At 57.8% G+C, this 25,975-nt stretch carries 24 protein-coding genes; 14 read left to right on the top strand and 10 right to left on the bottom strand.

Going from position 1 to position 25,975, the window contains the following annotated elements; translation table 11 throughout:
- Positions 1 to 22 precede the first annotated feature (22 nt).
- The 3 genes from serA (at position 23) to ACXAD0_RS04740 (ending at position 3,101) form a co-directional block, all read left to right on the top strand.
- Complete coding sequence (gene serA, locus ACXAD0_RS04750) at positions 23 to 1,255, top strand: phosphoglycerate dehydrogenase (protein ID WP_475087208.1); 1,233 nt, start codon at positions 23 to 25, stop codon at positions 1,253 to 1,255.
- A 215-nt stretch (positions 1,256 to 1,470) separates the two neighbouring features.
- Positions 1,471 to 2,385, top strand: a complete 915-nt coding sequence (rarD, locus tag ACXAD0_RS04745; RefSeq protein ID WP_475087207.1) for an EamA family transporter RarD — start codon at positions 1,471 to 1,473, stop codon at positions 2,383 to 2,385.
- 137 nt (positions 2,386 to 2,522) lie between these two features.
- Complete coding sequence (locus ACXAD0_RS04740) at positions 2,523 to 3,101, top strand: MSMEG_1061 family FMN-dependent PPOX-type flavoprotein (RefSeq protein ID WP_475090310.1); 579 nt, start codon at positions 2,523 to 2,525, stop codon at positions 3,099 to 3,101.
- A gap of 33 nt (positions 3,102 to 3,134) precedes the next feature.
- Here ACXAD0_RS04740 and ACXAD0_RS04735 read toward each other — a convergent pair whose 3' ends face one another.
- The 3 genes from ACXAD0_RS04735 to ACXAD0_RS04725 all read right to left on the bottom strand — a co-directional run bounded on the left by ACXAD0_RS04735 (position 3,135) and on the right by ACXAD0_RS04725 (position 6,595).
- On the bottom strand, positions 3,135 to 4,115 hold the full coding sequence (locus tag ACXAD0_RS04735; RefSeq protein ID WP_475087206.1) for an alpha/beta hydrolase: 981 nt from the start codon (positions 4,113 to 4,115) through the stop codon (positions 3,135 to 3,137).
- Positions 4,116 to 4,268: 153 nt separating this feature from the next.
- Positions 4,269 to 5,333 (bottom strand): class II fructose-bisphosphate aldolase, encoded by a 1,065-nt coding sequence (fba, locus tag ACXAD0_RS04730; protein ID WP_475087205.1) that lies wholly within the window; start codon positions 5,331 to 5,333, stop codon positions 4,269 to 4,271.
- Between the two features lie 98 nt (positions 5,334 to 5,431).
- The gene (locus ACXAD0_RS04725; RefSeq protein WP_475087204.1) at positions 5,432 to 6,595 is read right to left on the bottom strand and encodes a phosphoglycerate kinase; all 1,164 of its coding nucleotides are present in this window, start codon (positions 6,593 to 6,595) and stop codon (positions 5,432 to 5,434) included.
- A 215-nt stretch (positions 6,596 to 6,810) separates the two neighbouring features.
- Between ACXAD0_RS04725 and ACXAD0_RS04720 the strand changes: the two genes are divergently transcribed.
- The 4 genes from ACXAD0_RS04720 to ACXAD0_RS04705 all read left to right on the top strand — a co-directional run bounded on the left by ACXAD0_RS04720 (position 6,811) and on the right by ACXAD0_RS04705 (position 10,143).
- A complete protein-coding gene (locus ACXAD0_RS04720; protein ID WP_475087203.1) occupies positions 6,811 to 7,584 on the top strand; it encodes an alpha/beta hydrolase family protein in 774 nt (257 codons plus the stop codon).
- Positions 7,585 to 7,627: 43 nt separating this feature from the next.
- On the top strand, positions 7,628 to 7,828 hold the full coding sequence (locus ACXAD0_RS04715; protein ID WP_475087202.1) for a zinc ribbon domain-containing protein: 201 nt from the start codon (positions 7,628 to 7,630) through the stop codon (positions 7,826 to 7,828).
- A 301-nt stretch (positions 7,829 to 8,129) separates the two neighbouring features.
- On the top strand, positions 8,130 to 8,948 hold the full coding sequence (locus ACXAD0_RS04710; RefSeq protein ID WP_475087201.1) for a sulfite exporter TauE/SafE family protein: 819 nt from the start codon (positions 8,130 to 8,132) through the stop codon (positions 8,946 to 8,948).
- A gap of 37 nt (positions 8,949 to 8,985) precedes the next feature.
- Positions 8,986 to 10,143, top strand: a complete 1,158-nt coding sequence (locus ACXAD0_RS04705) for a pyridoxal phosphate-dependent aminotransferase (protein WP_475087200.1) — start codon at positions 8,986 to 8,988, stop codon at positions 10,141 to 10,143.
- A 283-nt stretch (positions 10,144 to 10,426) separates the two neighbouring features.
- Here the strand turns inward: ACXAD0_RS04705 and ACXAD0_RS04700 are convergent, their stop codons facing one another.
- The 3 genes from ACXAD0_RS04700 to ACXAD0_RS04690 all read right to left on the bottom strand — a co-directional run bounded on the left by ACXAD0_RS04700 (position 10,427) and on the right by ACXAD0_RS04690 (position 14,279).
- Complete coding sequence (locus ACXAD0_RS04700) at positions 10,427 to 13,009, bottom strand: TonB-dependent receptor plug domain-containing protein (protein ID WP_475087199.1); 2,583 nt, start codon at positions 13,007 to 13,009, stop codon at positions 10,427 to 10,429.
- Positions 13,010 to 13,584: 575 nt separating this feature from the next.
- Positions 13,585 to 13,806: a helix-turn-helix transcriptional regulator gene (locus ACXAD0_RS04695; RefSeq protein WP_475087198.1), complete on the bottom strand. Its 222-nt coding sequence runs from the start codon at positions 13,804 to 13,806 to the stop codon at positions 13,585 to 13,587.
- Positions 13,800 to 14,279, bottom strand: a complete 480-nt coding sequence (locus ACXAD0_RS04690; protein ID WP_475087197.1) for a hypothetical protein — start codon at positions 14,277 to 14,279, stop codon at positions 13,800 to 13,802. The genes ACXAD0_RS04695 and ACXAD0_RS04690 overlap by 7 nt, the downstream gene beginning before the upstream one ends.
- Positions 14,280 to 14,461: 182 nt before the next feature.
- On the opposite strand from ACXAD0_RS04690, the gene ACXAD0_RS04685 reads away from it, so the two are divergent.
- The 3 genes from ACXAD0_RS04685 (at position 14,462) to ACXAD0_RS04675 (ending at position 16,613) form a co-directional block, all read left to right on the top strand.
- A complete protein-coding gene (locus ACXAD0_RS04685) occupies positions 14,462 to 15,250 on the top strand; it encodes a DUF2884 family protein (protein WP_475087196.1) in 789 nt (262 codons plus the stop codon).
- Positions 15,251 to 15,541: 291 nt separating this feature from the next.
- The gene (locus ACXAD0_RS04680) at positions 15,542 to 15,772 is read left to right on the top strand and encodes a DUF350 domain-containing protein (RefSeq protein ID WP_475087195.1); all 231 of its coding nucleotides are present in this window, start codon (positions 15,542 to 15,544) and stop codon (positions 15,770 to 15,772) included.
- Between the two features lie 10 nt (positions 15,773 to 15,782).
- Positions 15,783 to 16,613: a transglutaminase domain-containing protein gene (locus tag ACXAD0_RS04675; RefSeq protein WP_475087194.1), complete on the top strand. Its 831-nt coding sequence runs from the start codon at positions 15,783 to 15,785 to the stop codon at positions 16,611 to 16,613.
- Here the strand turns inward: ACXAD0_RS04675 and ACXAD0_RS04670 are convergent.
- Positions 16,610 to 17,167 carry a tetratricopeptide repeat protein gene (locus ACXAD0_RS04670; RefSeq protein ID WP_475087193.1) on the bottom strand — a complete coding sequence of 186 codons (558 nt, stop codon included), beginning with the start codon at positions 17,165 to 17,167 and terminating at the stop codon, positions 16,610 to 16,612. The two genes, ACXAD0_RS04675 and ACXAD0_RS04670, sit on opposite strands and share 4 nt — an antisense overlap.
- Positions 17,168 to 17,612: 445 nt before the next feature.
- On the opposite strand from ACXAD0_RS04670, the gene ACXAD0_RS04665 reads away from it, so the two are divergent.
- Entirely contained in the window at positions 17,613 to 18,542 is a 930-nt protein-coding gene (locus ACXAD0_RS04665) for an SGNH/GDSL hydrolase family protein (RefSeq protein WP_475087192.1), read from the top strand.
- 61 nt (positions 18,543 to 18,603) lie between these two features.
- Here ACXAD0_RS04665 and ACXAD0_RS04660 read toward each other — a convergent pair whose 3' ends face one another.
- Positions 18,604 to 20,310, bottom strand: a complete 1,707-nt coding sequence (locus tag ACXAD0_RS04660; protein ID WP_475087191.1) for a thioredoxin domain-containing protein — start codon at positions 20,308 to 20,310, stop codon at positions 18,604 to 18,606.
- Between the two features lie 176 nt (positions 20,311 to 20,486).
- Between ACXAD0_RS04660 and ACXAD0_RS04655 the strand changes: the two genes are divergently transcribed.
- On the top strand, positions 20,487 to 21,878 hold the full coding sequence (locus ACXAD0_RS04655) for a M28 family metallopeptidase (protein ID WP_475087190.1): 1,392 nt from the start codon (positions 20,487 to 20,489) through the stop codon (positions 21,876 to 21,878).
- A gap of 19 nt (positions 21,879 to 21,897) precedes the next feature.
- Here the strand turns inward: ACXAD0_RS04655 and ACXAD0_RS04650 are convergent, their stop codons facing one another.
- Together ACXAD0_RS04650 and ACXAD0_RS04645 are read right to left on the bottom strand one after the other, a co-directional pair.
- Complete coding sequence (locus ACXAD0_RS04650) at positions 21,898 to 22,116, bottom strand: DUF3565 domain-containing protein (protein WP_475087189.1); 219 nt, start codon at positions 22,114 to 22,116, stop codon at positions 21,898 to 21,900.
- A 9-nt stretch (positions 22,117 to 22,125) separates the two neighbouring features.
- A complete protein-coding gene (locus ACXAD0_RS04645) occupies positions 22,126 to 23,055 on the bottom strand; it encodes a winged helix-turn-helix transcriptional regulator (protein ID WP_475087188.1) in 930 nt (309 codons plus the stop codon).
- A 201-nt stretch (positions 23,056 to 23,256) separates the two neighbouring features.
- Here ACXAD0_RS04645 and ACXAD0_RS04640 point away from each other — a divergent pair, with 201 nt between their 5' ends.
- Together ACXAD0_RS04640 and ACXAD0_RS04635 are read left to right on the top strand one after the other, a co-directional pair.
- On the top strand, positions 23,257 to 24,726 hold the full coding sequence (locus ACXAD0_RS04640; protein WP_475087187.1) for a carotenoid oxygenase family protein: 1,470 nt from the start codon (positions 23,257 to 23,259) through the stop codon (positions 24,724 to 24,726).
- A 10-nt stretch (positions 24,727 to 24,736) separates the two neighbouring features.
- On the top strand, positions 24,737 to 25,969 hold the full coding sequence (locus ACXAD0_RS04635) for an acetyl-CoA acetyltransferase (RefSeq protein WP_475087186.1): 1,233 nt from the start codon (positions 24,737 to 24,739) through the stop codon (positions 25,967 to 25,969).
- Positions 25,970 to 25,975 lie beyond the last annotated feature (6 nt).

Raw genomic sequence — 25,975 nt, 5'->3', positions numbered from 1 at the left:
TGCCATCGTCGAGAGAGTATTTATGGCTCCGCAAATCTCTTTGCAAAAAGACAAAATCCGTATTCTGCTGCTGGAAGGCGTACACCAGTCCGCCGTCGAACTGCTCGCTTCGCGCGGCTACACCAATGTGGAATACCTGAAAACGGCCCTGCCGGAAGACCAGCTGATTGAAAAAATCGCAGATGCCCACTTTGTCGGCATCCGCTCCCGCACCCAGCTGACCCGCAAGGTGCTGGAACAGGCCAACAAGCTGGTTGCCATCGGCTGCTTCTGCATTGGCACCAACCAGGTCGACCTGGATGCCGCCACTGAATTCGGCATCGCGGTGTTCAACGCCCCTTACTCCAACACCCGTAGTGTGGCGGAACTGATCATCGCTGAAACCATCCTGATGCTGCGTGGCATCCCGGAGAAGAATGCCGTGTGCCACCGCGGTGGCTGGCTTAAATCCGCGGTTGGCTCTTATGAAGCGCGCGGCAAAACGCTGGGTATCATCGGCTACGGCGCCATCGGCTCACAGCTGTCCGTGATGGCCGAGGCCATTGGTATGCGCGTGATCTTCTTTGACGTGGTCACCAAGCTGCCTCTGGGCAATGCCACTCAGGTGACCAGCATGGACGACCTGCTGGCACAATCTGATGTGGTCTCCCTGCACGTCCCCGAACTGCCCTCCACCAAGATGATGATGGGCGCGGAGCAGATCGCCAAGATGAAGCCCGGCGCAATCCTGCTGAATGCATCCCGTGGCACGGTAGTGGAAATTGAATCCCTGGCCGAAGCCCTGAAGAGCGGCCACCTGGCCGGCGCTGCCATCGATGTATTCCCGGTTGAGCCCCGCGGTAACGACGATGAATTCCTGTCACCACTGCGCGGTATCGACAACGCGCTGCTGACCCCACACATTGGTGGTTCCACCATGGAAGCCCAGGCCAATATCGGCGTGGAAGTCGCGGAGAAGCTCGCGCTCTATTCCGACAACGGCACCACCACCAGCTCGGTGAATTTCCCCGAGGTTGCCCTGCCCGGCCACGCCGGCGCCCACCGCCTGCTGCACATCCACAAGAATGTGCCCGGGGTACTCAGTGCGATCAACCAGGTCTTCTCGGAAAACGCCATCAACATTTCCTCCCAGTTCCTGCAGACCAATGAGTCGGTCGGTTATGTGGTCGTGGACGTGAATGCGGAGTACTCCGACCTGGCCCTGGAACAGCTGAAAAACATCCCCGGCACCCTGCGCTGCCGCGTGCTGTTTTAAATCACAACAGCGCCTGCGGGGCCGGTCTCTACTGGCCCACTCGCCATTTCTGCAAACTGTCGCGTGCGGCTGGCACAGCGAACAGTACAGCGTTAGAATCCGCCGCGCCGGGCCGCTTCATGCGGCCCGCGGTTTTTCTCCCTGCGCCCGACTCCTGTAGCCATTGTTCACGGCCAGTCTCGGGCCACTAACCGGCCTCGCGCCAAGGTTCACTCGTGCCGCAAAAAGATTCCGCTGCTACCGGCCTGCTGGCTGCCATTACCGCGTTCCTGATCTGGGGACTGGCTCCACTGTATTTCAAAGCCCTGGACGGTATTGCCCCACTGGAAATCCTCGCGCACCGCAGTATCTGGTCACTGGTGCTGGCGCTGATCATCATGATTGCCCTCGGCAAGCTATCGGGTATCTGGGCCACCCTGAAAAACAAAAAACACATGGCGATTCTGGCCCTGTCGACGGTACTGGTCGCCGCCAACTGGCTGATCTTTATCTGGGCGATTGCCAACGACCAGCTGCTCGACGCGAGTCTCGGCTATTACATCAACCCGCTGCTCAACGTCCTGCTCGGACTGATCTTCCTGGGCGAACGCTTCCGCCCGCTGCAGTGGCTGGCCGTCGCTGCCGCCTCCATTGGAATCGCGTATGAGCTGTGGCAGTTCGGCAAATTGCCCGTGGTCGCCCTGGCCCTGGCCCTGACCTTTGGCTTCTATGGGCTGGTGCGCAAGCGTGCCCCGATCGACAGCCTGACCGGCCTGGGCGTGGAAACCCTGCTGATGTTCCCCTTCGCGGTGGGCTACCTGATCTGGAGCACCAGCCCCACCAGTGACCTGATGAACAACAGCCTGTCCCTGAATGCCCTGCTGCTCTTCGCCGGCCCCCTGACATTGGTGCCGCTGCTGCTGTTTACCATTGCGGCCCGCCGGTTGAATCTGTCGACGGTCGGATTCCTGCAATACATTGGTCCGACGCTGATGCTGCTGGTGGCGACGTTTATCTTCCACGAGCCGTTCAACCAGGCCAAGCTGGTCACCTTCGGCTTCGTCTGGCTGGGCCTGACGCTCTACTCGATTGATGCCGTCATGCAGCGGCGCAAGCAGCGCCTGGCTGCGCCCGCCACAGCGGGCGCTTGACTCTGGTGCAGGGGTCATTCAGGCTCAGGTAATGCGTCCGGTGCGTATGCCCGGTCAATCCAAAACAGGGCTACCCGGAGGGACTGCAGTGACTCCATTCAAAGATGTTGTGACAGACCAGGGAAGCGTTTCGCGCGATCATGGGGGAACCCAGTGAGAAGGTGACGCGAAAGACACTGGACCATCTGGATAAACACTGCTTCAAGTTCATCGCCTCCTCCCCTTTCCTGCTGCTCGCATCCGCTGATGCAGCAGGCAATGCCGACGTATCCCCCAAAGGCGATCCGGCGGGATTTGTCCGGGTCCTCAATGAGCACTATCTCGCCATCCCCGACCGCCTTGGCAATCGCCGGGCCGACACCATCGAAAATATCCTGCAAAACCCCAAAGTGGGCATTATCTTTCTGGTCCCGGGCAAAACCGAAACGCTCCGCGTGAGTGGTACCGCACAAATCGTGCGCGACGAGGACCTGCGCCAGTCCATGGCAGTGAACGAGCGGGCGCCGGACTTCGCGTTTGTGATCCGTGTGGAGGAGGCCTTCTTTCACTGCTCCAAGTGCATGATCCGCTCGAAGCTCTGGGATGCACCGCATTGGGCGGAATTGGATGGACTGCCCAGCCTGGCCGAAACCATGGTGGATGCGGGCAAACTGGACCTCACCGTGGCAGAGATGCACGACATCGTCATCAACGACGAGAAAACCCGCCTCTACTGATACTCACCTGCCCCGGGCAAGCGCTGGCAGCCCCTAGCGATTCAGCCAATCATCTAAGGCGGTGAGGATCTGGTGGCGATAGGGCTGGGTCTCGTTGATCATCTGGTGACGGGCCCCGCGGATGATCACCCGTTTACTGTTGGGGAAGCGCGAGCGGATCGCGCGCATGTTGTAGCGCCACGACACGGTCTGATCTCCGGTTCCCTGAATCACCAGGATTTCCTTGTCGTTGCGCGCGGTGCGCGGGAAGGTTTTCAGCCAGTCCACCATGGCGCCCAGCCAGCGCATGGAAATGACAGGCGACTGCAGCGGGTCGCGATGGGCCTGGCGACGCGAGAACTCCACGTCGTGGGTGTTGATATTGAAGGCCCGGTTGGGCGCGAGACGCAGGAATTGCGCCAGATAAAACTGGTATTTGCGATAATTCCAGCCAGCCGGCCGCACCAATGGCGCCAGCAAAAAGACCTTGTCGAAGGGTTGCCAGCGACTGTACTGCATATGTGCCAACAGCGCGGCACCGCCAGTGCTCTGCCCGAGGGCATGCCAGGGTTCCGGTAATTTCCCGCGCGCCCTGCGCAACAGGGCCTCCATCACTTCCCGGTATTGCAGGAAGGTGTCGATGGCCACCTGCTCGCCACTGGACAGCCCATGCCCGGGAAAATCGAAAATGACCACATTCAAGTGGCGCTCCAGGCCAAAGCGGATCGCGGCACCATAGATACCGGTGTGATCGAAATACCCATGGCAGATAAACAGGGTGCCGCGCGGCTTTTCCACCAGCCAGTACTGGGCAACCAGCTCGAATCCGGCCGCGGCAAAGGTACCCACGCCGGTGCTCTGCGCCTGGGGAAACTGCAAATGGTAATACTGGCGGTATTCCTGCAGCGCCTGCGGCAGCGGCGCACGCGCATCAAAGTCGAGCTCGGGTAGCTCACGGCGTAACGCGGAAAAGTCTGGCCGGCGCAGCACAGGGCTGTGGGGCGCAACAGCGGAAAATTCTTGCAGTAGATCCATGACCCTATGGTACTGCATTTTGGGCGATTGGGAGCTTTTCTGCGCGCGGGATCTGTTGCGTGATCAGCGCCATGATCCCCCGCCAGATCGAATACCGCCAGCCCCCAACAAAAAGGGCACCCGCAGGTGCCCTTTTTTTACAGCGTTGCCCGATCAGTTGATCTTGGGCGCCAGCTCCCCGGAGTCATAGCGTGCAACCATGGCATCCAGGCTCAGCGGCCTGATCTTGCTGGCATTGCCAGCCGCACCGAAGGCCTCGTAACGCGCGATACAGATCTCGGTCATCGCCTTGGTCGCCACCGCGTAAAATTTACGCGGGTCGAATTCGGACGGGTTCTGGGCCAGGAAACGACGCGTCGCGCCGGTAGAGGCCAGACGCAGGTCGGTGTCGATATTGACCTTGCGCACACCGTGCTTGATGCCTTCGCAGATCTGCTCTACCGGTACCCCGTAGGTTTCCGGGATTTCACCACCAAACTCGTTGATCACCGCGAGCCATTCCTGCGGCACGGAAGAGGAACCGTGCATCACCAGATGGGTGTTGGGGATACGCTCGTGAATCTCCTTGATGCGATCGATCGCCAGAATATCGCCAGTCGGCGGACGCGTGAATTTGTACGCGCCGTGGCTGGTACCACAGGCGATTGCCAGTGCGTCGACCTTGGTTTTGGCAACGAAATCTGCCGCTTCTTCCGGGTCAGTCAGCAGCTGGTCGTGAGACAGCTTGCCCTCTGCACCTACGCCGTCTTCCTCGCCGGCCATACCGGTTTCGAGGGAGCCCAGGCAGCCCAGCTCACCTTCAACGGAGACGCCACAGGCATGCGCCATTTCAACGGTGCGTCTGGTGACGTCTACGTTGTACTCATAGGAGGCCGGGGTCTTGCCGTCTTCCTCGAGGGAACCATCCATCATCACGGAGCTGAAACCCAGCTGGATGGAGCGCTGGCAAACCGCCGGGCTGGTGCCGTGGTCCTGGTGCATTACCACCGGGATTTCCGGGAACTCCTCAATCGCCGCGAGGATCAGGTGACGCAGGAACGGCGCACCGGCATATTTCCGCGCACCGGCAGAGGCCTGCACGATTACCGGGGAGTCCGTCTGACGCGCCGCTTCCATGATGGCGCGCATCTGCTCGAGGTTATTCACATTGAAAGCCGGAACCCCGTAGCCGTGCTCGGCCGCGTGGTCCAGCATCTGGCGCATGCTGATTAAAGCCATGAATGTATCCCTTAGATTCTAATAGTTTCACGTCGTTTTACTGTAAGTGGTCACCCCGATCTCCGCCGGGGTTGACGCGAATGCGCTGACGCTCGTCGCTAGCCGTCAGCGCGGCTCTCCAGCATTACCACCGCAGGCAGAGGCTTGCCCTCTACGTACTCCAGGAAAGCACCGCCCCCGGTGGAAATATAGGAAACCTTGTCGGCGATACCATACTTGTCCACCGCCGCCAGCGTGTCACCACCGCCGGCAATGGAGAAGGCCTCGCTGTCGGCAATCGCACGAGAGAGTCGCTCGGTGCCACCACCGAACTGGTCAAACTCGAACACACCCACGGGGCCATTCCAGATAATGGTTTTCGCCTCCGCCAGGATCTCCGCCAGCTGCGCTGAGGATTCCGGGCCAATATCAAAAATCATGTCGTCTTCGGTCACTGCGTCGGCGGGCTTGGTCTCGGCCGCAGCAGACTCACTGAAAGCCTTACCGGTTACTACGTCAGCGGGCAGTGGAATATCGCACTGCTCCATCAAAGCCTTGGCGGTACCTACCAGGTCATGTTCGCACAGGGATTTGCCCACCGGCTTGCCGCTGGCGGCGAGGAAAGTATTGGCAATGCCGCCACCCACGATCAACTGATCGACTTTGTCCGCCAGTGTTTCCAGCACAGTCAGCTTGGTGGAGACTTTGGAGCCGCCGACAATCGCCACCATCGGGCGCGCTGGTTCGGCCAGGGCCTTTTCCAGTGCATCGAGTTCCGCCGCCAGTAGCGGACCCGCACAGGCAACCGGTGCAAATTTGGCAACACCGTGGGTCGATGCCTGGGCGCGGTGCGCGGTACCGAAGGCATCCATCACAAAGATGTCGCACAGCGCGGCATAGGCTTTGGCCAGCGCCTCGTCATCCTTCTTCTCACCCGGATTAAAGCGCACGTTTTCCAGCAGGGCGACTTCGCCGTCCGCTAGCTCGACGCCATCGCGCCATTCTTTCAACAGCGGCACTTCACGTCCCAGCAGCTTGCCCAGGTATGAGGCAACTGGCGCCAGCGAGAACTCTTCCGCGTACTCACCTTCGGTCGGGCGCCCCAGGTGGGACATCAGCAGCACCTTGGCGCCGCCCTTGATCGCCGCCTCGATAGTCGGCAGGGCCGCACGGATGCGCGCATCCGAGGTCACCGCACCCTCCTTGACCGGTACATTCAGGTCTTCCCGAATCAGTACCCGCTTACCCTGCAGGTCCAGGTCTGTCATCAATTTGACGGCCATCGCCAATCCCCTTCGCGTGAGTTGTGAAATCTTGTGCTTAAGCATGGAAAAGTGGGCGCGGATTATAACAACAGCGCTTGTAAACTGCTTACAAAACTGAGAATTACCGCGCTAAATCCAGCCCGTCCCGGTAGGTAGCTTTCCAAACATTGCCGCACCAGAGTCGAATACCTACCATGGTTGGGTAAACCCTATGCAACCAGCGCGCCGCCGCCATGACCAAACGTACCCGAATTCACTTTGAGGGCAGCCAGAAAGCGCTGCTCGTCGGTATCCTCGAGACCCCCAAAGACCAGCCACCCAGTCATCACGTGCTGTTCGCCCCCTGCTTTACCTGCGGCAAAGACATACTGGCGGCCTCCCGCATCAGCCGCCGGCTGGCCGAACTGGGCATGGCCGTGTTGCGCTTTGACTTCACCGGGCTGGGCGAGAGCGAGGGTAATTTCGCCGATACCAACTTCTCGTCCAATGTGGAGGACCTGGTTGCTGCGGCCGACTACCTGCGCAACCATCACCAGACCGTGGATCTCCTGATCGGCCACAGCCTCGGGGGGGCCGCGGTGCTGGCCGCCGCGAGTGAAATACCGGAGGCCCGGGCAATCGCCACCATTGCGGCACCGGCGGACCCCGAGCATGTCACCGGCCAGTTCGCCTGCGCGGTCGACACAATCGAAAGCAAAGGTCAGGCCGAAGTAGAGCTCGCCGGGCGGCCGTTTGTCATCAAGAAACAATTTCTCGATGACCTGGATCAGCAGCAAGCAGGCTATATCCATCACCTGCATCGGCCACTATTGATCTTCCACTCTCCCGCCGACCAGACCGTATCAATCGATGAGGCCGCAGACATCTACAATCAGGCGATGCACCCCAAAAGTTTTATCAGCCTCGACGACGCCGACCACCTGCTGACCGAACGCAAAGACGCGATCTATGTTGCGGAAACACTGTTCGCCTGGTCACAGCGTTATTTGCAGGTTGCCGACGAATAACCCCCCAGGCCATACCAATCCTCAAACGACGGGTAAACGTTCGATGGAAGCTTTGCAGGAAATCTCCGCACTGTGCCCCTACTGTAATGCCCCCATTTCACTACTGGTGGACACGACGATCAGCGAGCAGGTGTACACGGAAGACTGTGAGGTCTGCTGCCAGCCGATGGTTGTGCGTACGACAGTTTCACCCCAGGGCCATGTCGACCTTTCTGTCGTACGCGAAGACGATGACTACAGCTAAGCGCCACCGCCGATAACGCGGATATTTCTCGCCCGCCAGTCCCGTACTCCCAGGAGAAATCTGGCAGCCTATCCCCGGTAGCCTTCCCCGATAACTTACCCCGGCAGCTTTCCCCGGCAACTTACTCAGACCACTCTACCCGGGCCCGTCCGTTGAGTACGACAAATAGGCCGATGGGGTTTGGCATCGTGGCGTATGCCATTTGTCGCAACCGGCACTGCAATCCGGCCGAAATCTTTGATTTGGCATATTTAATGCTTTGTCCCCACTGACAATCCAAATATTTGGCAAAGGGGCCGGCATGAGCATTGAAGAAGTTTCTCTATTCATTCTTTTACTGTGTTTTGCCGGACTGGTTGCGGGCATGACGGCAGGATTGTTTGGCAATGGCGGCGGTTTCGTTGTCGTACCGGCACTATTGGCGGTTTTTCCGTTCCTGCCAAATACTTCAGAGGAATTAATGCGCGTGGCGGTGGGCACCTCGCTCGCCTCAATCGTCGTCTCTTCCGCACGCGCGGTGCAGGCACACCGAAAGCGGGGTGCCGTTGATTTTCAGGTACTGAGAGACTGGTCCCTGTGGATTTTGATGGGCGTCGCCGGGGGATTGGTCGTCGCCTCATTCACGGAAAGTGGCAGCCTGGTCTACATCTTCGCTACCGGTGTCCTGCTCTATTCCATTTACTTCCTGTTCCCCACACTGTTCGATGGGCTCAAAGGGAGAATCACCATGCCCACCGGAGTCGCGCGGGCCTCGCTGGCGAGCTTTCTCGGTGGATTTTCTTCGCTGCTGGGCATCGGCGGCGGCACCATAACGGTGATGACCATGGTGCTCTGCAACAGGCCGGTGCACCAGGCCGTCGCAACGGCGTCAGGTATCGGCTTTTTAATCGGACTACCTGGCGCCATCGGTTTTTTGATTATGGGACTGGGCAAAGAAGACCTGCCATTTGGATCAATCGGCTACATCAATATCCCGGCACTCATCGCGATATCCATTTTCTCCATTATCTCCGCCCCGATTGGCGCAAAACTTGCGCATAGTCTGGACGATTTTCACCTGAAAAGACTTTTCGGTGTTTACCTGGTCATTGTTGCTCTCGCCATGTACGCCAAAACCTGAGCCTTTGCTCCCTGCATAACCAGAAGAGGATACGATAATGAAAAACCGCATCAGCAGGCGACTGTTTCTTGGGGGAACCACCGCAACCATTGCCGCGGCAGCTACCGGCGGACTGAGCACCGCTGCCGTTGCTGCGTCGACGCAGCCAGCCAGACCAATACCGCTGTACGGACCCGCACCGGGCATTGCCAAATTGAATGCGAATGAAAATCCCTATGGGCCAAGCCCGGCCGCCGTACAGGCAATGGAAGCGGCCTCCAAGAAGGGCGCTTACTACGTATTCGATACTGCGCTACGCCTGCGCACCATGATTGCCGAGTTCCATGGTGTCACACCGGAACATGTCACCCTCGGTTCCGGTTCCAGTGCCTGCCTGGCGTCTGCCGCAATCGCGGCATCCAAGACAGGGGCAATCCTCGGCCCCGATTTATTCTGGGATACCACCGCACGCGTGGTTGAGGTGCAGGGTATCGGCGAGATCAAACGACTCCCCAAGCTTGAATCCCTCAAGATCGACCTCGACGCCATGTACAGTGCCATTGATGACTCCATCTCGATGGTACAGATTACCAACCCGAATAACCCCACCGGACTGCTGATTGATCCGGACGCCATGCGCAACTTCTGTATCAAAGCATCCAAGAAAACCATGGTGCTGGCAGACGAGGCCTACAATGAGCTGACTGACAACCCGGCCGCCAATACCATGGTCGACCTGGTTAAACAGGGTCACAACATTATCGTTGCGCGCACCTTCTCCAAAATCTATGGGCTCGCTGGCATGCGTGTGGGCTACCTGATTGGCGCTCCGGAAAAGATTGCCGAAATCGAGCGCTATGGCATGGGCTGGTATGGACTAAACCAGGCTGGCCTGGCAGCGGCCATCGCCTGCTATGAAGATCAGCAATTTATGGATTTTGCACGCAGCAAAGTAAAAGAAGCCCGTGAGATGGTCAGCGCCGCCCTGCAGGAAAACGGGCTGAGCGCACTGCCCAGCGTAACCAACTTTATGTTCGTCAACCTGGGAGATCTCAACGCAGAGACGTTCCGCCAGGAGATGGCCAAGGAAAACGTCTTAATTCGCGGCATCTATCGGGACTATACCAACTGGTCCCGTGTGAGCATGGGCTACCTGGAGGATGTCGAGAAGTACACGATGGCATTACCCAAGGTTCTGCACCGGATGCGCAGCTAACGCTTCTCTTTTCCTGTAATGCCGTAATGGTTTGCCAGCTGTCTTTACAGCTGGCTTTTTTATGCCTGCACATCATCCGTTTGGACAACGCCTGTCAACAACGTGCCCACCAGCAAGAATCCATCTCCTCGCCAGCGGCCGCCACACCCGAATCGGCGGACGCACATTAGCCGGACACGCGAACACTGGGCACCAGCCCAAGCCAAATAATCTCGTTGCATTTTTCACAAAAAAATCCCCGCCGTGGCGGGGACTTCTTGAGCATTAGTCTCTAAAACTTATTTTAGAAACTATAGTTCGCACGCACATAGTAGAAAGCGCCCTGCCAGTCCACCATCGATGCCGAAGAATAGATTCGGCCACAGCAGTAATCGCCGATCTCATCTTCTTCCGGGTATTCATCAAAGATATTGCGACCGCCGACAGTCACCGACGCACTCTCTGAGAATCGATATTTACCCTCAATGTCGACCATAACCAGCGGGTCGAACTCCTGGGTTTCGCCGGCATTGTAGTTCTCATAGGATCCATACCAGTTCGCTCGCGCCATGAATGAAAGGTCACCCATATAATGCATCGCACTGAGCACGGAGCGGAATTCCGGATTGAAATTCTCGAAATCGAACTCATCTTCCGCATTGAGATAGGCACTGGGATCGGAGGTAAATTCAGACTTGTTGTAGTTGAAGGATGCCGTCAACTCGGTGCTGCTACCGTCCCATTCGAGCCCGCCACTCAGCACAAGGTCAACGCCCTTGGTAGAAGTATCGAACGCGTTGGTAAAGTAAAAAACACCCCCGATCGATTCAGCACCCACCACACCGGCATCCACCAGCGCGAGGTAATTATCATATGCAGAACCACTGCCCATATCCGTGGAGACATCCAGGGTAGAGATGGCGTACGTCCTGTCCTCCACATCAATCTGGTACAGATCGATGGTCAGGCTCATCACGTCCAGATCTGCGGTCATCCCCAAAGTGAAGTTCGTCGACAGCTCGGGCTTAAGGGGTTCCGCGCCCAGAGCGGCGGCCACCGAACTACTGGCAGGAAACAGACCGGTCGCCACAGGGAAACCATTTGGCAGGCGCGTGGAGACATTAGTGGTGCCTTGCTGACCCGGGGTCGGCGCACGGAACCCGGTTCCCACAGAGGCTCGCAACCCAATCACATCCGACGCATCGAACTGACCCGCCAGCTTCCAGACCAGTTCGGAATCAAAATCGTCGTAGTCTTCATATCGCAGCGCCGCCTGCATAAACAACGATTCGGTCAAATCGGCACTCAGGTCACCATAGGCAGCATAGGAACGACGCTCATAGGTGCCGGAATACTCTGGTGAATATCCCGGAAAACCATTTGAACCAACGCCCACCACGGTATACACCGGATCATCAGGATTCGCGCAGTCCAGAGAAGACCCCTGGGCAATCACTGCGAGACCCGCTGACGTCGGCGTCATATCATCGGCACAAAAATCCCACGGATCCTGCGTCGCATAGGGTCCGGCCAGATAGGACTCTTCATTGCCACCGGTAATATCATAGGCCTCATCCATCATGCTGAAGCCAAATGCCGAAACCACATCGAGACCGGCAACTTCAATCTCCCGCGAGAAATCCGCCTGCAGCTGCATTTCTTCATTGGACAGCACACCGGGATTAAAAGAGGTTGGACTGTCCGGCCCCATCGACGGGTTGATGGTATTTGCCAGCACGTAGTCGATTTCGCTGTTGCCATAACGGGCGCTGAAGTCATAGGCGATGCCATTCAGCCATTCACCGCGAATTCCGCCGACGGCAGAATAGTCTGTCACCGCACCATTGAAACGCGGGGTAAAACCACCCGGGAATTTTTCCAGCGGGGTGTAGATACTGCCATCCGCCTCACGAAGATCCTCGATCGTGCCATTACCCGGATAGCGGTAGAAAAAGCTACCATCGGCCTCACTCTCCGAATAATTGCCAAACGCATACAGTTCCGAGCCATTCGCCAGCGCGTAGCCGGCATTGACGAACAGACGTGTCGCCTCCGCATTGGGCTGACCCCATGGCTGTACCACATCCCCCTCCAGCGAGGCGTTTTCAGTCGCAGCCACAAACGCGTCGTCTTCTGTGTAAACGGCATATCCTGCGGTCGGATCATAGATGGGGTTGTTCTTGTCGAGACAGAACCAGCTACCACAGTACTGTTCTGAACGGGAAGTAAAATCGGACTTGGCATATTCTGAAGAGATGCTGACAAAACCGTCGCTACCGAGGGGCATGCCGACGTTACCAGTGAAGGTGGTCTGGAAACCATCGCCCTCGATGTACTCGCCCATCTGAATACTGGCGTCACCACCTTCGGCATTGTCCTTGAGAATAAAGTTAATCACCCCGGCTATGGCATCCGAACCGTACTGTGCTGCGGCACCGTCACGAAGGACCTCAACAGTTTTAATCGCCGAACTGGGAATAGTCGCGATATCCGGACCCTGCGTGCCTGAACCGCCAATCTCGACCAGTGCTGCGCGATGGCGGCGCTTTGAATTGACCAGCACTAGAGTCTTGTCTGTAGGCATACCGCGCAGCTGAGCCGGACGAACAAAGGTTCCGCCATCACTGATCGGCTGGCGGGAGACATTGTAGGAGGGGACAAGTGTTTTCAGGACATCATTGGTATCGGTATAGGAAACGGATTCGATGGTGTCGATATTGAACACGTCGACAGGCACCGGCGAGTCCGACACCGAGCGCGGCTGTCCCCGCGTCCCTGTCACCGCCACTTCTTCAATTTCCTCCGCGGCATTGATCGCCGCCGGGAAGCCGACCGCCCCCATCGCGGTGATGATTGCGCAACTCAGAGTTTTCATTTTCAGGTTCATTGCCATATCCCCTTTGATTTTCTGTTCGAAAAACGGATCGCCTGCCATCCATTGCCATCCGGCAACGCAACTGGCCACTGTGTTTTTTAAAGCGCTGTTTACTGCGGGCAACACTCACCCCTCCCATGCACAGGATTGGAGCAAACAGGCTGCTTTCTTAGGTCACTGGAATGCGAGCGACTCGATGAATGTCGCTATCAGGAAAGGAGCAATTAGTGTGCCATTGCGATGGCGATGACTAGATGGGGACGCGTATTAAACGTGAAAATTGATTTGACCGAAGACGGGAAACGATCCTAAACCGTTAATTTATTTCATTTTTTATCACCTTGCCCTGAGTGCACTGAAAAATTGAATTCCGCAAAAAAATTTTAAAAAATGCTTTCCCGGAAAAATACATCACCGGCAGTTACTATCTGCCTACTAACGATTTTGCACGTCCGATGGCAAATCATGCGCTTTGTGCAATTTCAACAACGCCTATATTTAGTGCAGGAAAAAAAGCGAAACTGTGCGAAAGAGGACGGGAGAGGGATACGACCTGCATTACCCTGCCAGGTAATACACCCCTCCCTTTACTGAGCGCCGGCTATTTCATAAGAAAATACCACGTCAATGTCCCGCCGGAATGCGGCGGCAATCCGAAATGCCAGATCCAGGCTGGGAGAATAGCGATCGGCTTCCAGTGCAGAAATAGTCTGCCGTGTAACGGCAACGGCACGCGCAAGATCTGCCTGGGTCATGCCCGTCTCCGCGCGTAATTCACGCACGCGATTGCGTATTTGCCCTTTTACCATTCGCCGACACCACGTCGATAGAGAAACATCTGAACACCCGCCCGCGCGAGGCTGGCCAGCAGCAAGGCGGCGATCAACACATTCACTACCGCCAGCGCCGAGACCTTGCCACTCTGGTGATCGAACAGCGCCGCCACCGGATCCTGCTGGCTGTTGACCAGGAAACAAACGACGATAATCCCGACGGATAACAGGTAGTAAGCCACCCGATTGGCCACCGCGTCGATACGGTAGTCCCGCTCATCCATCAACTCCGCTTCGCTGGTGAGCGCGATGCCGCCGAACAGAATCGAGGCGACAATCACTACCGAGATAATGAGCCCAATCAATTCCGGGAGAAACGCCGCCAGGTCCCTGGGCGCGCCGCCAGCAAGTAACTGCGCGTAGTAGGTCGCGGCGACCAGCGTCACCACGAGTTCCGCCCAGATGTTTTTCTCCCGCGTGGACACTTCTGACCAAAATTTAACCAGCATCACCCTCTCCATGTAAAAAATACCCGACATATTTAAGCTGGGAATGAGCATGATGTAAACTATTTCTTACATAGAAAGGTCGAGCCGACTAAAAAATTTTTTTTCCGGGTGCATCCATCCCACCAGATGGCTGCGTCATAACAGGAAAGCAACATTGCAAACTCTACAAACAGGACCCCAACATGTGGAAACCCCTCGCGCTAGCCGCCGCCGTCGTATTCGCCTCCCCGGCAGCGCTCGCCGGCAATACCATCCACTTCGGTGATGACGACTCCTGCAACATCGACCTTCATCATGTGGTGCGTATTGGCCCCGGTTTCTTCGAAGCCCGTGAAGACAGTCTTGAGGGCGATCGCCTGTTCCACTACGCCGCCCCCGAGCTGCTCTATGTGGCCGGTGAAGGCGTGACACTGGACGAAGCCCAACAGGAAGTGATGGTGCGCTATTACGGACAGCTTCACGAAGCGAGCCGCAATGTCAGCCTGTTATCGATTGCCGCGGTGGATATTGCCCTGCAGGGCGTTTCCATCGCCATCACCGCGCTGGCAGGCACCGATCACCCCGACTCTATCGAGCTCAAGCAAACCATGGCGGATATCCGCCAACGCGCCATCGCACGCTACGACCAACAGGACGAGGTTTACGTATTGGGTGGTCCCGGTGTCGAAGACTTCGTTGAGCAGACCATCGGCGAGGAGCTGGAGCCCCGTATCGAAGAGATCGCCAAGAATTCCGCAGGCACTCTGGTATGGCACGCCCTGAAGGCCGCAGTGACCGGCGGTCGCAGCATCGAAAGGCAGGCAGAAGAGGCAGCGGAAGCCGCCGCAGAAGATATCGAACGCTCCGCCATGGATATTGAAGAACTGGCCAACACCCTGTGCAAACAGCTCGAGGCCATCGATGAAACCGAGCGCGCGGTGCACAAAGCCATTCCCGCACTGGCCCCATTCGACCTGGTATCACTGCCCTGAACCGACTTCTCTTGATCCCCTGGATCAGCCCCCCGCCTGGGCCGCCAATGTGCGGCCTTTTTTTTTGCGCGGCGTTTGCCAAGCGTTCGCCGCCGGCCGCAGACAATATGCTGTGGTGAGCCGCTGTCCAAGCATGAAGTCCTCCGGCGCCTGCGCGGCGGATGCAGACCACCGAATACGCCCGGGGCGTTTTTACGCGTCCGATGGATTTGTGTTCTAATCCGAATCCAACCATCGAATCCGCTGATATTTGCAGTCGGCATCGCAGCACGAGACCAGAGCACCCAAACTATGGAAATACAGTTTCTTTTCGCGACCCTGTTTAATCTCGGCATTAACCTGGTTTACACACTGCTCTCGCTACTGATTGGCATGGCGGCGTTGCTGGCGGTGGATAAAAAGCTGCTGAAGCATGTGAATATCGAAGAAGAGCTCAAGAATGGCAACATGGCAGTCGCCGTGTTCGCGTCAACGATTCTGATTTTTGTCGCCATTATCATCTCTTTCGGATTGAAGACCTGAGGTCAAAGCTGTGCGTACGTGGTTTCTGTTAGGGCTGGTGAGTATCGCGATGATGGCGCCCCATCTGGCGCTGCAATTGGGTGGCTTTTACGACAACACCACCCGACCGGTGAGTCGAGCGACACCGCCGGTCACCACAACCCCGCCCGAAATCAAAGCACTGACGTCACCAGCGAACAGCCAGCGAGGTGTAGTGCGCGTCACAGGCAGCAGCCAACCACTGACGGAAGAGCTGGTACGCAAAATGGTGGCGACCCGCTCTGACTACGACAGTGCTTTCGTCTCGATCTGGAACTGGCAGGGCATTGACGCCGCGACGGCTTCCGCCCGCGGCCTGGACGCGCAACATCACTTTGCCAACAGCTTTCTGGTGGGTTTCCAGCCGTTTGAAACCAAAGAGCTGTGGATCCCGCTCTACACCCTGGCGACACGCAAACAGTATCAGTACGACCACCAGCAGTACGGTGGACTGCAGGACATCTGGCAGACCTCAAGGCAGGCCTACTTCCTGCAGCGCGGCGATTGCGAGGACCATGCATTGTTACTGGCCGACTGGCTGATCAGCCTCGGCGTGGATGCCAGGGTCGCCCTGGGCACCCACAATGGCGAAGGCCATGCGTGGGTGGTGGCAATTATTGACGGTACAGAGTACCTGCTGGAAGCCACCAGCAAGCGGCGTGTGCGCAGCTGGCAGGCGATGCCGCTCGCCGCCATGGCGGAGGGCTATGAGGTCGAATTTCAGTTCAATCGGGATTTCTTCTGGGCCAAACGCGACAAGGCGTCAACCCGAAATTATCGCGGCGACCACTGGGTACAGAAGTCCCGTTTTATTCGCAGCTAGACCTCAGCCGCGCGAGCATCTGCCGATCGACCCAGGGCCCGCAGGGCTTGGCGCGCTTTCACCTGCAGACTCATCATCGCCATGGTACAACGCCGCGCTTCAGGCAGACGAAAGATCGACTGCAGTGTCTGTTCATGTGCAGCCAAAGCCAGTCCCCGCTCACCGGCCATCTCGAGTATTTCGGCGTGACGGAATCGCCAATAGGGTGAATCCCTGACAGACTCAGGCAGTCGTTGCAAATGGTCCACAGCTTCACTGTAAGCATCGGCTGCGAGCGCCCCCCCGATAAGCTCCTCGATGAGAACAGCCAGAGGACCATGACGCCCCACCCCCTCCAACAACACACATTCAATTTCTTTCAGAGGTATCGGCTGGAGTGCACGCAAGTTACGCGCCCGCATCAGGAAACGATCCGCTGAAGGATTCGGATCCAGTGTGAGCGCGCGGAAAAAAAACTGGTCGGCCAGCGCATGCTTTGCCCGCCCCTCCAGGTAACGCCCGATCAAGTACAGCTCCATCACCACGCCTGCACTGCGACTCTTTTGCTGCGCCATTGTTATCACGGGCTGTATCCCTTTACTGTCAGGGCGTGGTGCCAACCCGCGGAAGTAAAACAGCTTACTGACTTCAGGCCTCAATTGAACCTCCTGCTCTTCGAGTACCCGCCCAAACTTTTTTCTTTGCGCCCTGCGTTCCATCGGCACAACGGGCACTCTGGGCCTGAGCAATGACGCGGACATGGTGAATCCGTGAAGTTGTAGTGACGGCCAAGATCATTGATACGCCTCAATCAACGGCCGCTTGACGCGTGTTTTTACCCGACGGTTTTTCCGCGAAACGAAGGGGGCGACCAACATGGGACCGGTGTCGCAAATGTAAATGACGACTATTGGGTCAGCAGTCACGGAATGGCAAAACGCGCACCCCTGCACAACAATTCCTCCGTTCACCGATAAATGAAACTAATAACCCATAAAAACCACGATCGGAGAAATAATCATGCAGAAACCAACCCTGCTTGCTTCACTCCTGTTGTCTTCTCTCTTATCAGCGACCACTGCATTTGCCACCCCCGCCAAAGGGACCGCGGCCGGCGACAGCATCACCATGGGATTTGCCGCAGACTGTACCGGCAATACCTTTTTCACAGGCGGATTCTTCTGCCTGTTAGGCGGAGACCAACCAGAACACAGCTGGTTTGATGGCTGGGATTCCAGTGTCAACAGCGTGCACGACAAATACAAAGCGCTCGACCCCAATGTGGCTGCCAATAAAATCGCAGCGCGCTCCGGTGCGGAATTACGCGGTGGCGGGGACAGCTTTAGCGTTCAGGCCGACCGCATCCTTGCCGATACCGTTGTTGCTGATCACGTCGAAGTGGTACTGGGCGGCAACGACATTTGTAACCGGGATTGCGTCGATCCGGCGAACTGCGCAGATCCACTGTACTCCGATGCCGAGTGGCGCAGCTCGGTTCAGGCCGGCATGGACAAACTCGTCAATGGCCTGCCTGCCGGGTCTACCGTGGTACTGGGTTCGGTGCCCCGTATTCAGGACCTGCGCGGTGCCGGCCTGGCGAAGCAGAGTGGTAACTGGCGGGTAAATTGTGAAAGCGCCTGGTCGACTTTTGGCATCTGCCGTATTGCCACCGATGGCGGCACATTGAATGGCGAGAGTTTTGCAACGCGCAGCGCCGGCATCGCTGCCGCACAGCAACGCTACAATGAAATCCTCCAGGAAGAAGCCGCGGCTTACAATGGCACTAACGGAATCGAAGTTGTGGCCGAATATGCCGGACAGTCGCAAGCCAGTGTCGGTACTTTCCAGTTCGGCAAGAACGATATCGATGGCGGCGACTGTTTTCACCCGAGTGTCGGCGGGCAAAACAAACTGGCCGACCTGATGTGGAGTGGTAACCCCGACAAATAATTACCACATCACTTTTTTGCAGCAGTTACGGTGAACAGGCGGGCCTTGCGGCCCGCTTTCTCTAGCGAGCCTCTGGCTCAACTTCGCCTTCACTCCCCTCATCAGAGTTGTCACTATCATCCTCCGAATCGTTTTCCCCTGAGGCATCCGGGTCGCCACTGTTGTTCTCCGAGTCGCCCCCACTATCGGATTCTCCCGCGCCTTCAAAATAACCGCTTTCTTCCACCGTGTACTGCAAACGATTCGGCAGGCCGTTGCGCATAAAGGTCACATCGGTGACTTCGCCACTGGCCAGCGCATCGAGTAGATTATTCTGTCCGGCGTGCACCCATTCGTCGTTCACCCGCACCACCACATCGCCCTCTTCGAAGCCCAGTGCAGCAAAAAACTCATCATTTTCGATGCCTTCCAGCCGCAACAGGTTATGCCCATCGATCTGGTGCTCCGCGAGGACAAAGCGGGCTTCCAGGGCGGCGCGGTTCATCAGCTGCTGATGCAACCAGGCCTGCCCGAGCGGCAATACACCATCCGCGGGAATCAGCTTGCGAGACTCGCCATCGGGCTGTTCGATACGGCGCATGGTTTCGGCATCCCGCGCCCCCTTGCGGGTCAGGCGCGGCAAGTCCAGCGACTCTCCCTCGACGCCCTGCAATCGCAGTCGCTCCCGCTTTTGTTGGTTGAGCAGGATAACCAGATCGCGCTGTATGCTGACAAGCCGCACACCATTGAGAATTTCGTCACCGGGTTTCATTCGAACGGCATCTCCGCCATCGACACGAATCAATGCGGAGGAATTTTTAGCGATGGAGGACAGGCTGGTTCCTTCCAGCAACAGCGGCAGCCGGGTATCCGCAATCTGGTCAGCGCCAGACAGATAACGCGCCGCATCCACATGGCGACTGGCAGGATCAATACCGAGCCGTGTCAGCTCCTGCTCTATCCACATCGCATAGTGATCAAATGACTGTGGGCCACGAACATACAGTCCATTCACCAGGACAATCGGAACATTGTTAAAGCCGAACTGCTCCGCAATCGCGACGTCAGCCTTAATTGCCTCGGTCACTTCGCGATCTTCCATACAGCGCGAAAATGCCGTATCCCCAATGGAGAGCTGCGTGGCGAGCGTGGGATATACATCCGGCTGCAGGCCCTTTGATCGCGCATAGAGCCCATCATAATAGGGCCAGCGGACACCCTGCCTGGCAGCACAGCGCGCGGCCTGCGCCGCGGCATAGCCCTCGCGATGGAAGTGCATGGGGCGATCAAACGGTACCAGCGATACCCACCCCGGGAACGTGTCCAGCAGGCGGCGCAGTACGGTATGCGCATTGGCACAATGCAACGACTGGAACGAGCAGAATACCGCGAGCTTGACCGGCGCCTCGGGGTTACCCCTTGCGGATCTTCCCTCCAGTGCAAGCTGCACTCGCGGCGGGCGCGGATATTCCAGTAACCACTCTACCGGCGCGCCCGCAGGCATAGTTTCCTGTGCCTCCGCGACGAGGCGCTGCAGTTGCGCGAAACGCAGCTGATACTCGGCAACCGCCAGATCATGGCGCTGCAAACGGAGATGTGCATCCAGCTCTGCGAGCGTGATCGTCTCACCCCCAACTTGGGCCACCACTGAACTGCCACTGGCAGACACCTTCGGGCCAGAAACATCCCCCTGGTCGGACTGACTGCAACCCAGCAAGCCGGAAAGGATGACGATGAGTAAGACACGCAGTGCACGCGGAACTCGACACTGACAGACGATGTTTTTCATGACGCGCAGATCCATTATTGTTGTTCTGCGATCGAGTTTAGACGAACCTGACGGCAAGGCGCAGATCGTTGCGCCTTACAGTTGATAACCCCGACACAAATACAGGGAACTTCTTGCGCCACTGGGTTACAGTAATGGCCCGTGCAATCCAGACCGATCATCCGGTGAGACCAATAATGAACTTATCCCGCTGCAATCTTCTTTCCACGGTATCTCTCGCTTCTGTGCTGGCCCTGCCCGCTGCGGTTCAAGCGAACAACGAACCGGGGATCGACTCCGAACTGTTACGGACCATTCAAAGCGAAGTATCCGCAGATCGTATCGAGCGCGATATCGCTACCCTGGTGGGTTTTGGTACCCGACATACCCTGTCAGAAACCCAGTCTGCCACCCGCGGTATTGGTGCGGCCCGCCGCTGGGTCCACGACGAGTTCAATCGGATCAGCAAAGACTGTGGTGGCTGTCTCGAGGTTTACTACCAGTCGGATTTTTTTGAAGGAGAAGCGCGCATTCCCAACCGCACGGAAGTGGTCAATGTGATTGCGATCCAGCGCGGCCAGACCGATCCCGGACGCTACGTGATTATGTCCGGCGATATCGATTCACGCGTGACCGATGTCATGGATTTTACGTCCGATTCACCCGGGGCCAATGACAACGCTTCCGGCCTCGCCGGCGCACTCGAGGCGGCCCGGGTCCTGAGCAAACACCAGTTTGCCGGCTCTATTGTTTACGCGGGCCTTTCGGGCGAGGAGCAGGGGCTGTTCGGCGGCAAGGTCATGGCCGCCGAGGCGCGGGATAAAGGCTGGCGGATTACCGGTGTCCTCAATAATGACATGATCGGTAACATCTCCGGCATTAACGGCGTGATCGACAACACCACTGCACGGGTATTTATGGAAGGCACGCGCATGAATGAAAGCGCGGATGAAGCGCGTGCGCGGCGTTTTCGTGGCGGCGAACTGGATGCACCCTCCCGCAACCTGGGACGCTACATCGACCGAATCGCAGAAGACTATATGCCAAACCTGGATGTGATGATGATCTATCGCCTCGACCGTTTCGGTCGCGGCGGGCATCACCGTCCGTTCAATGATCTTGGCTTTCCCGGTGTGCGCATCATGGAGACCAACGAAAACTACAATCGCCAGCATCAGGATCTGCGCACCGAGAACGGCATTGAGTACGGTGATGTGATCGAAGGGGTCAATTTCGATTACGCAGCCAAACTCACCGCTTTGAACGCCCTGTCACTGGCGGCACTTTCCCGCGCACCGGCACCACCCCGCGACGTCACCATTGAAGGTGCCGTCTCTGCCGATACGACACTGAAATGGCAAAAAGGCAGTGCGGAAGACCAGAAGGTACTTGCCGGTTATCGGATTTACTGGCGCCTGACCGATGCACCCCAGTGGACCAACAGCGTGTACGTCGGTGACGTCAGCGAGTTCACCCTGAAAAATGTCGTCATCGACAATTATTTCTTCGGTGTGGCCGCGGTCAGCCAGGACGGCTTCGAAAGCCCGGTGGTTTTCCCCGGACCGGCAGGTAGCTTCTACCTCGACTGATCCCCCAACCCGGGCGCGCCTAGCCGGAATCCACCGACAGTTCCCGCGGCGCGCCCTGGTCGCACTTGAGGCAATTCAGCTCCACGCCCAGCATCTGCGCACGCCCTTCGGGTGTTTGTGTCCAGGTACGCACTTGCCAGGGCGGATCATGGCGCACATGCTGGCAGTGGCCACAGGCCAGTTCCGCCACCCAGTGCTGCTCTTCATCCAGGTGATATCCAGTGATGGGCTGCTGCATTGATGCTTCCTATCCCCCGGCAGGCGCGATACGTTCAATATCCCGCGGCCAGGGTTTTTGCCCACACTCACCACAGGTCACATCAATCACCAGCGCTGCGCCACAGGTCTTGTGGTGCAGTACCAGTGGACGCTCCGCCGGCGGCAGCTGCTGCTCCACCCACTGTCGCATCACCATCACCAACGGGTAGAGGGCACGGCCACGCGGCGCCAGCCGATACTCCCAGCGCGGCGGGTTGTCCTGATACGCCACCCGATCCAGCACTTCCGCTTCCACCAGAAAGCGCAAACGCTGGGTCAGGATATTGGAAGCAATCGACAGATGTCGGGAAAAATCATCGTAGCGGCGAATACCAAAGAACGCGGCAATCAGGATCAGCAAGGTCCAGCGATCACCGATCAGATTGCTTACGGTGACCAGGTCGCGGTCGACACCCGCCGCAGAGTCGCTGCGCCCGCGGCGCTGACCACCGACCGAGCGCAACTCATCGAACTGGGGCTGGAGTCCGCTGGCGAGGGATTGCCATTCGACCTCTTCCAGCCGCAATACATCACCACAGGAGCGGCACTGCGCGCGCGGGTGCAGTGCGTGCCCGCAAACCGTATGGTGCAGATTCGCGGGCAACTGCGCATCCTCCACCCAACGCGACTCCCAGGCCCACGCCAGTAGCGAAGCACCGAACAATTCCTGCCCCCTTGCCGTCAGCCGATATTCGACCCGGGCGCCGCTGCCATAGGCGCGCCGGTACAGCACATCCGCCTCAACCAGTGCGTTCAGGCGACGGGTCAGCGTAGCGCGGCTGGCGCCGGTATGCGCGCGAATGTCCTCGAACCGCCGCCGGCCGAGAAAAGCATCTCGCAGGATCAACAGGGACCAGCGGTCCCCAATCACGTCCAGGCCTTCGGCAACAGCGCGATTGATCAATAGTCCAGATTTCATGGCGCGATATTAGCGCATCCGCCGACGTTCGACACCGCCGGCCATTTGGTCTTTTAAATCATGCGACCCGACTGCCCCTCAATTGATAAAAAATGCGCCAATCGAAGTAGCAATTGGCCTATGGATCTTTTCAAAAGAATCTGTTTGTATTATTAGTCTCATAACGCAAGTAACTATTTGATCACACAGGGCAGCATCGGCATGGATATCAAATACAAGAACACGGTTCGCAATAGCCTCCAGCCCAGCATGCACCCGTACCTGAACGGGGCCTGGACGCCCAATTTCACCGAAGTGACGGCGACTGACCTGGAAGTCATTGGTGAGATCCCCCGGGATATTGACGGCGTGTATATCCGCAACACGGAAAACCCGGTCCATGAGGCCATCGGTGTCTATCACCCCTTTGATGGCGACGGCATGTTGCACGCCATGAGTTTTCGCGACGGCAAGGCCGAATATCGCAACCGCTTCGTACGCACCAAGGGCTTTGAAGCGGAACAGGAGGCGGGGGAGTCCATCTGGGCCGGCATCGCCAATAGCGTGCACAAGTCCAAGCGACCGGGCTGGGGAGCTCAGGGTTTTGTGAAAGATGCATCCTCCACCGATGTGGTCGTACATGGCGGCAAGATACTGTCGACGTTCTGGCAGTGCGGTGACGGCTATCGCCTGGACCCCTACACGCTCGAGCAGGAAGGTATCGCCGGCTGGGCACCGGTGGATGGTATTTCCGCGCACCCCAAAGTGGATGAACGCACTGGCGAGTTGCTGTTCTTCAATTACTCCAAGTATCCGCCCTACCAGCACTACGGGGTTGTGGATAAAAACAACAAGCTGGTGCACTACACACCCGTACCCACGCCCGGTCCACGCCTGCCCCACGACATGGCATTTACAGAAAACTATTCCATTCTGGTCGACCTGCCCCTTTACTGGGATGAGAACCTGCTGAAAGACAATATCCATCGCGCCGGCTATCACCCGGACCAGCCCACCCGTTTTGCCATTTTGCCCCGCTATGGCAACACCGAAGATATTCGCTGGTTCGAAGCGGCCCCCACTTACGTCCTGCACTGGATGAACGCCTATGAAGAAGGGGATGAGATCATTCTCGATGGCTATTTCCAGGATCAGCCTGTGCCACCCCCACTACCCGGCCTGCCAGAAAAAGTGAGCCGTATGATGGCCGGCATCGATATGCATTCGTTCCGGTCACACCTGCACCGCTGGCGCTTTAACCTGAAGACCGGCGAAACCCGTGAAGAACGCCTCGATGATCGCGTACTGGAATTCGGCATGTTTAACCAGCGCTATGCCGGAAGGAAGTCCCGCTATCTGTATTCTGTCTGGGGAGAGCCGGGTTGGTTCCTGTTTTCCGGCATGGTGAAACACGATCTGGAAACGGGAGAAAGCTGGAGCCTGCCGTTCGGTGAGCAACGCTACGGCAGTGAGTCTCCGTTCGCGCCGAGAGTCAACGCGCAGGATGAGGACGACGGCTATCTGGTGAGTTTTATCACCGATATGAAGGAAGATCGCTCCGAGTGTATTCTCATCGACGCGAAGGATATTGAGGCAGGACCAGTATGCCGGATACTCCTGCCCCACCGGATCTGTAGTGGCACTCATGCCACCTGGGCCGATGGAACAACTTTGCGCAGCGTTGATCAGTAGGAGCTTCTCCTTGGCCAGTGAACCAATCTATATTCTCGGTGGTTCCCAGAGCGACTTTGCCCGCAACTGGGCGCGCGAAGGGGACTCGCTCTACGACGTCTTTGCGCAAACGCTGCTGGCGGGACTCGAGAAAACCAAACTGGACCCCGCTGAGATTGAAGTGGGCCACGTGGGTAATTTTGTCGGCGAACTGTTTGCCGGCCAGGCTCACCTTGGTGGTTACTTTGGTGAGGTAGATCCGGGCCTGCGCTACCTGCCCGCGTCCCGCCACGAAGCGGCCTGCGCTTCGGGCACTATGGCACTGCTCGCCGCCATGGCTGACTTACAGTCGAAACGCTATGACCTGGCCGCCGTTATCGGCATTGAGCAGATGCGCAATGTGCCCGGACACACCGCCGCTGCCAACCTGGCGCCGGCGGCCTGGAACGGTCGCGAGTGGAGCGACGCCGAGTACCTGTGGCCCTGTGCCTTTGCCGAACTGATTGATATCTACCAGAAACGCCACGGACTCGACAAAGCGCATCTCGCGGCAATCTCGGCCAAAAATTTCGCCAATGCCAGGCACAACCCCAATGCCCAGTCCCGCCGCTGGCAATTGAGCGACCACAGCTTTTCTGAGGACGACAGCGCCAACCCTCCTGTCAGCGGCGCCATTCGCCGACATGACTGCGGACAGATTACCGACGGTGCGGCGGTGGTGTTTCTCGCCACGCAATCGCGCGCGCAGGCGTATGCCAATGCGCGGGGCCTGCGCATCGCAGATATCCCGCACATCAAGGGATGGGGCCATATCAATGCCCCCATGCTGTTTGCCCACAAACTGGAGCTGGCAGATCCGCAGGGCTACCTGTTTCCCCATGTGCACCAGCTGTTCGAACAAACACTCGCGCGCGCCGGCCTGCACAGCGTCCGCGATGTCGATGGGCTGGAAGTGCACGACTGCTTCAACATCACCGAATATATGATTCTCGACCATTGTGGGCTGCTGCCACCGGGCGAGGTTCACCGCCTGATCGAGGAGGATACGTTTTCTCCGGGTGGCACCCTGCCAGTCAACGCCAGTGGTGGCCTGATCGGTCTCGGCCATCCCGTCGGCGCGACGGGCGTGCGTATGGCACTGGATGGCTTCCGGCAGGTCATTGGCGACGCCGGGGAAAACCAGATCCCCAATGCGCGCAACCTGATGACCTTTAACCTCGGTGGCAGTACCACCACCTGCGCGAGCCTGATTATCGGGCGCTGAACAATA

The sequence above is a fragment of the Microbulbifer sp. ABF4_148 genome, from assembly GCF_056158985.1.
The sequence above is the reverse complement of the archived record's forward strand: the minus strand, read 5'-3'. Positions and strand labels throughout refer to the sequence as shown.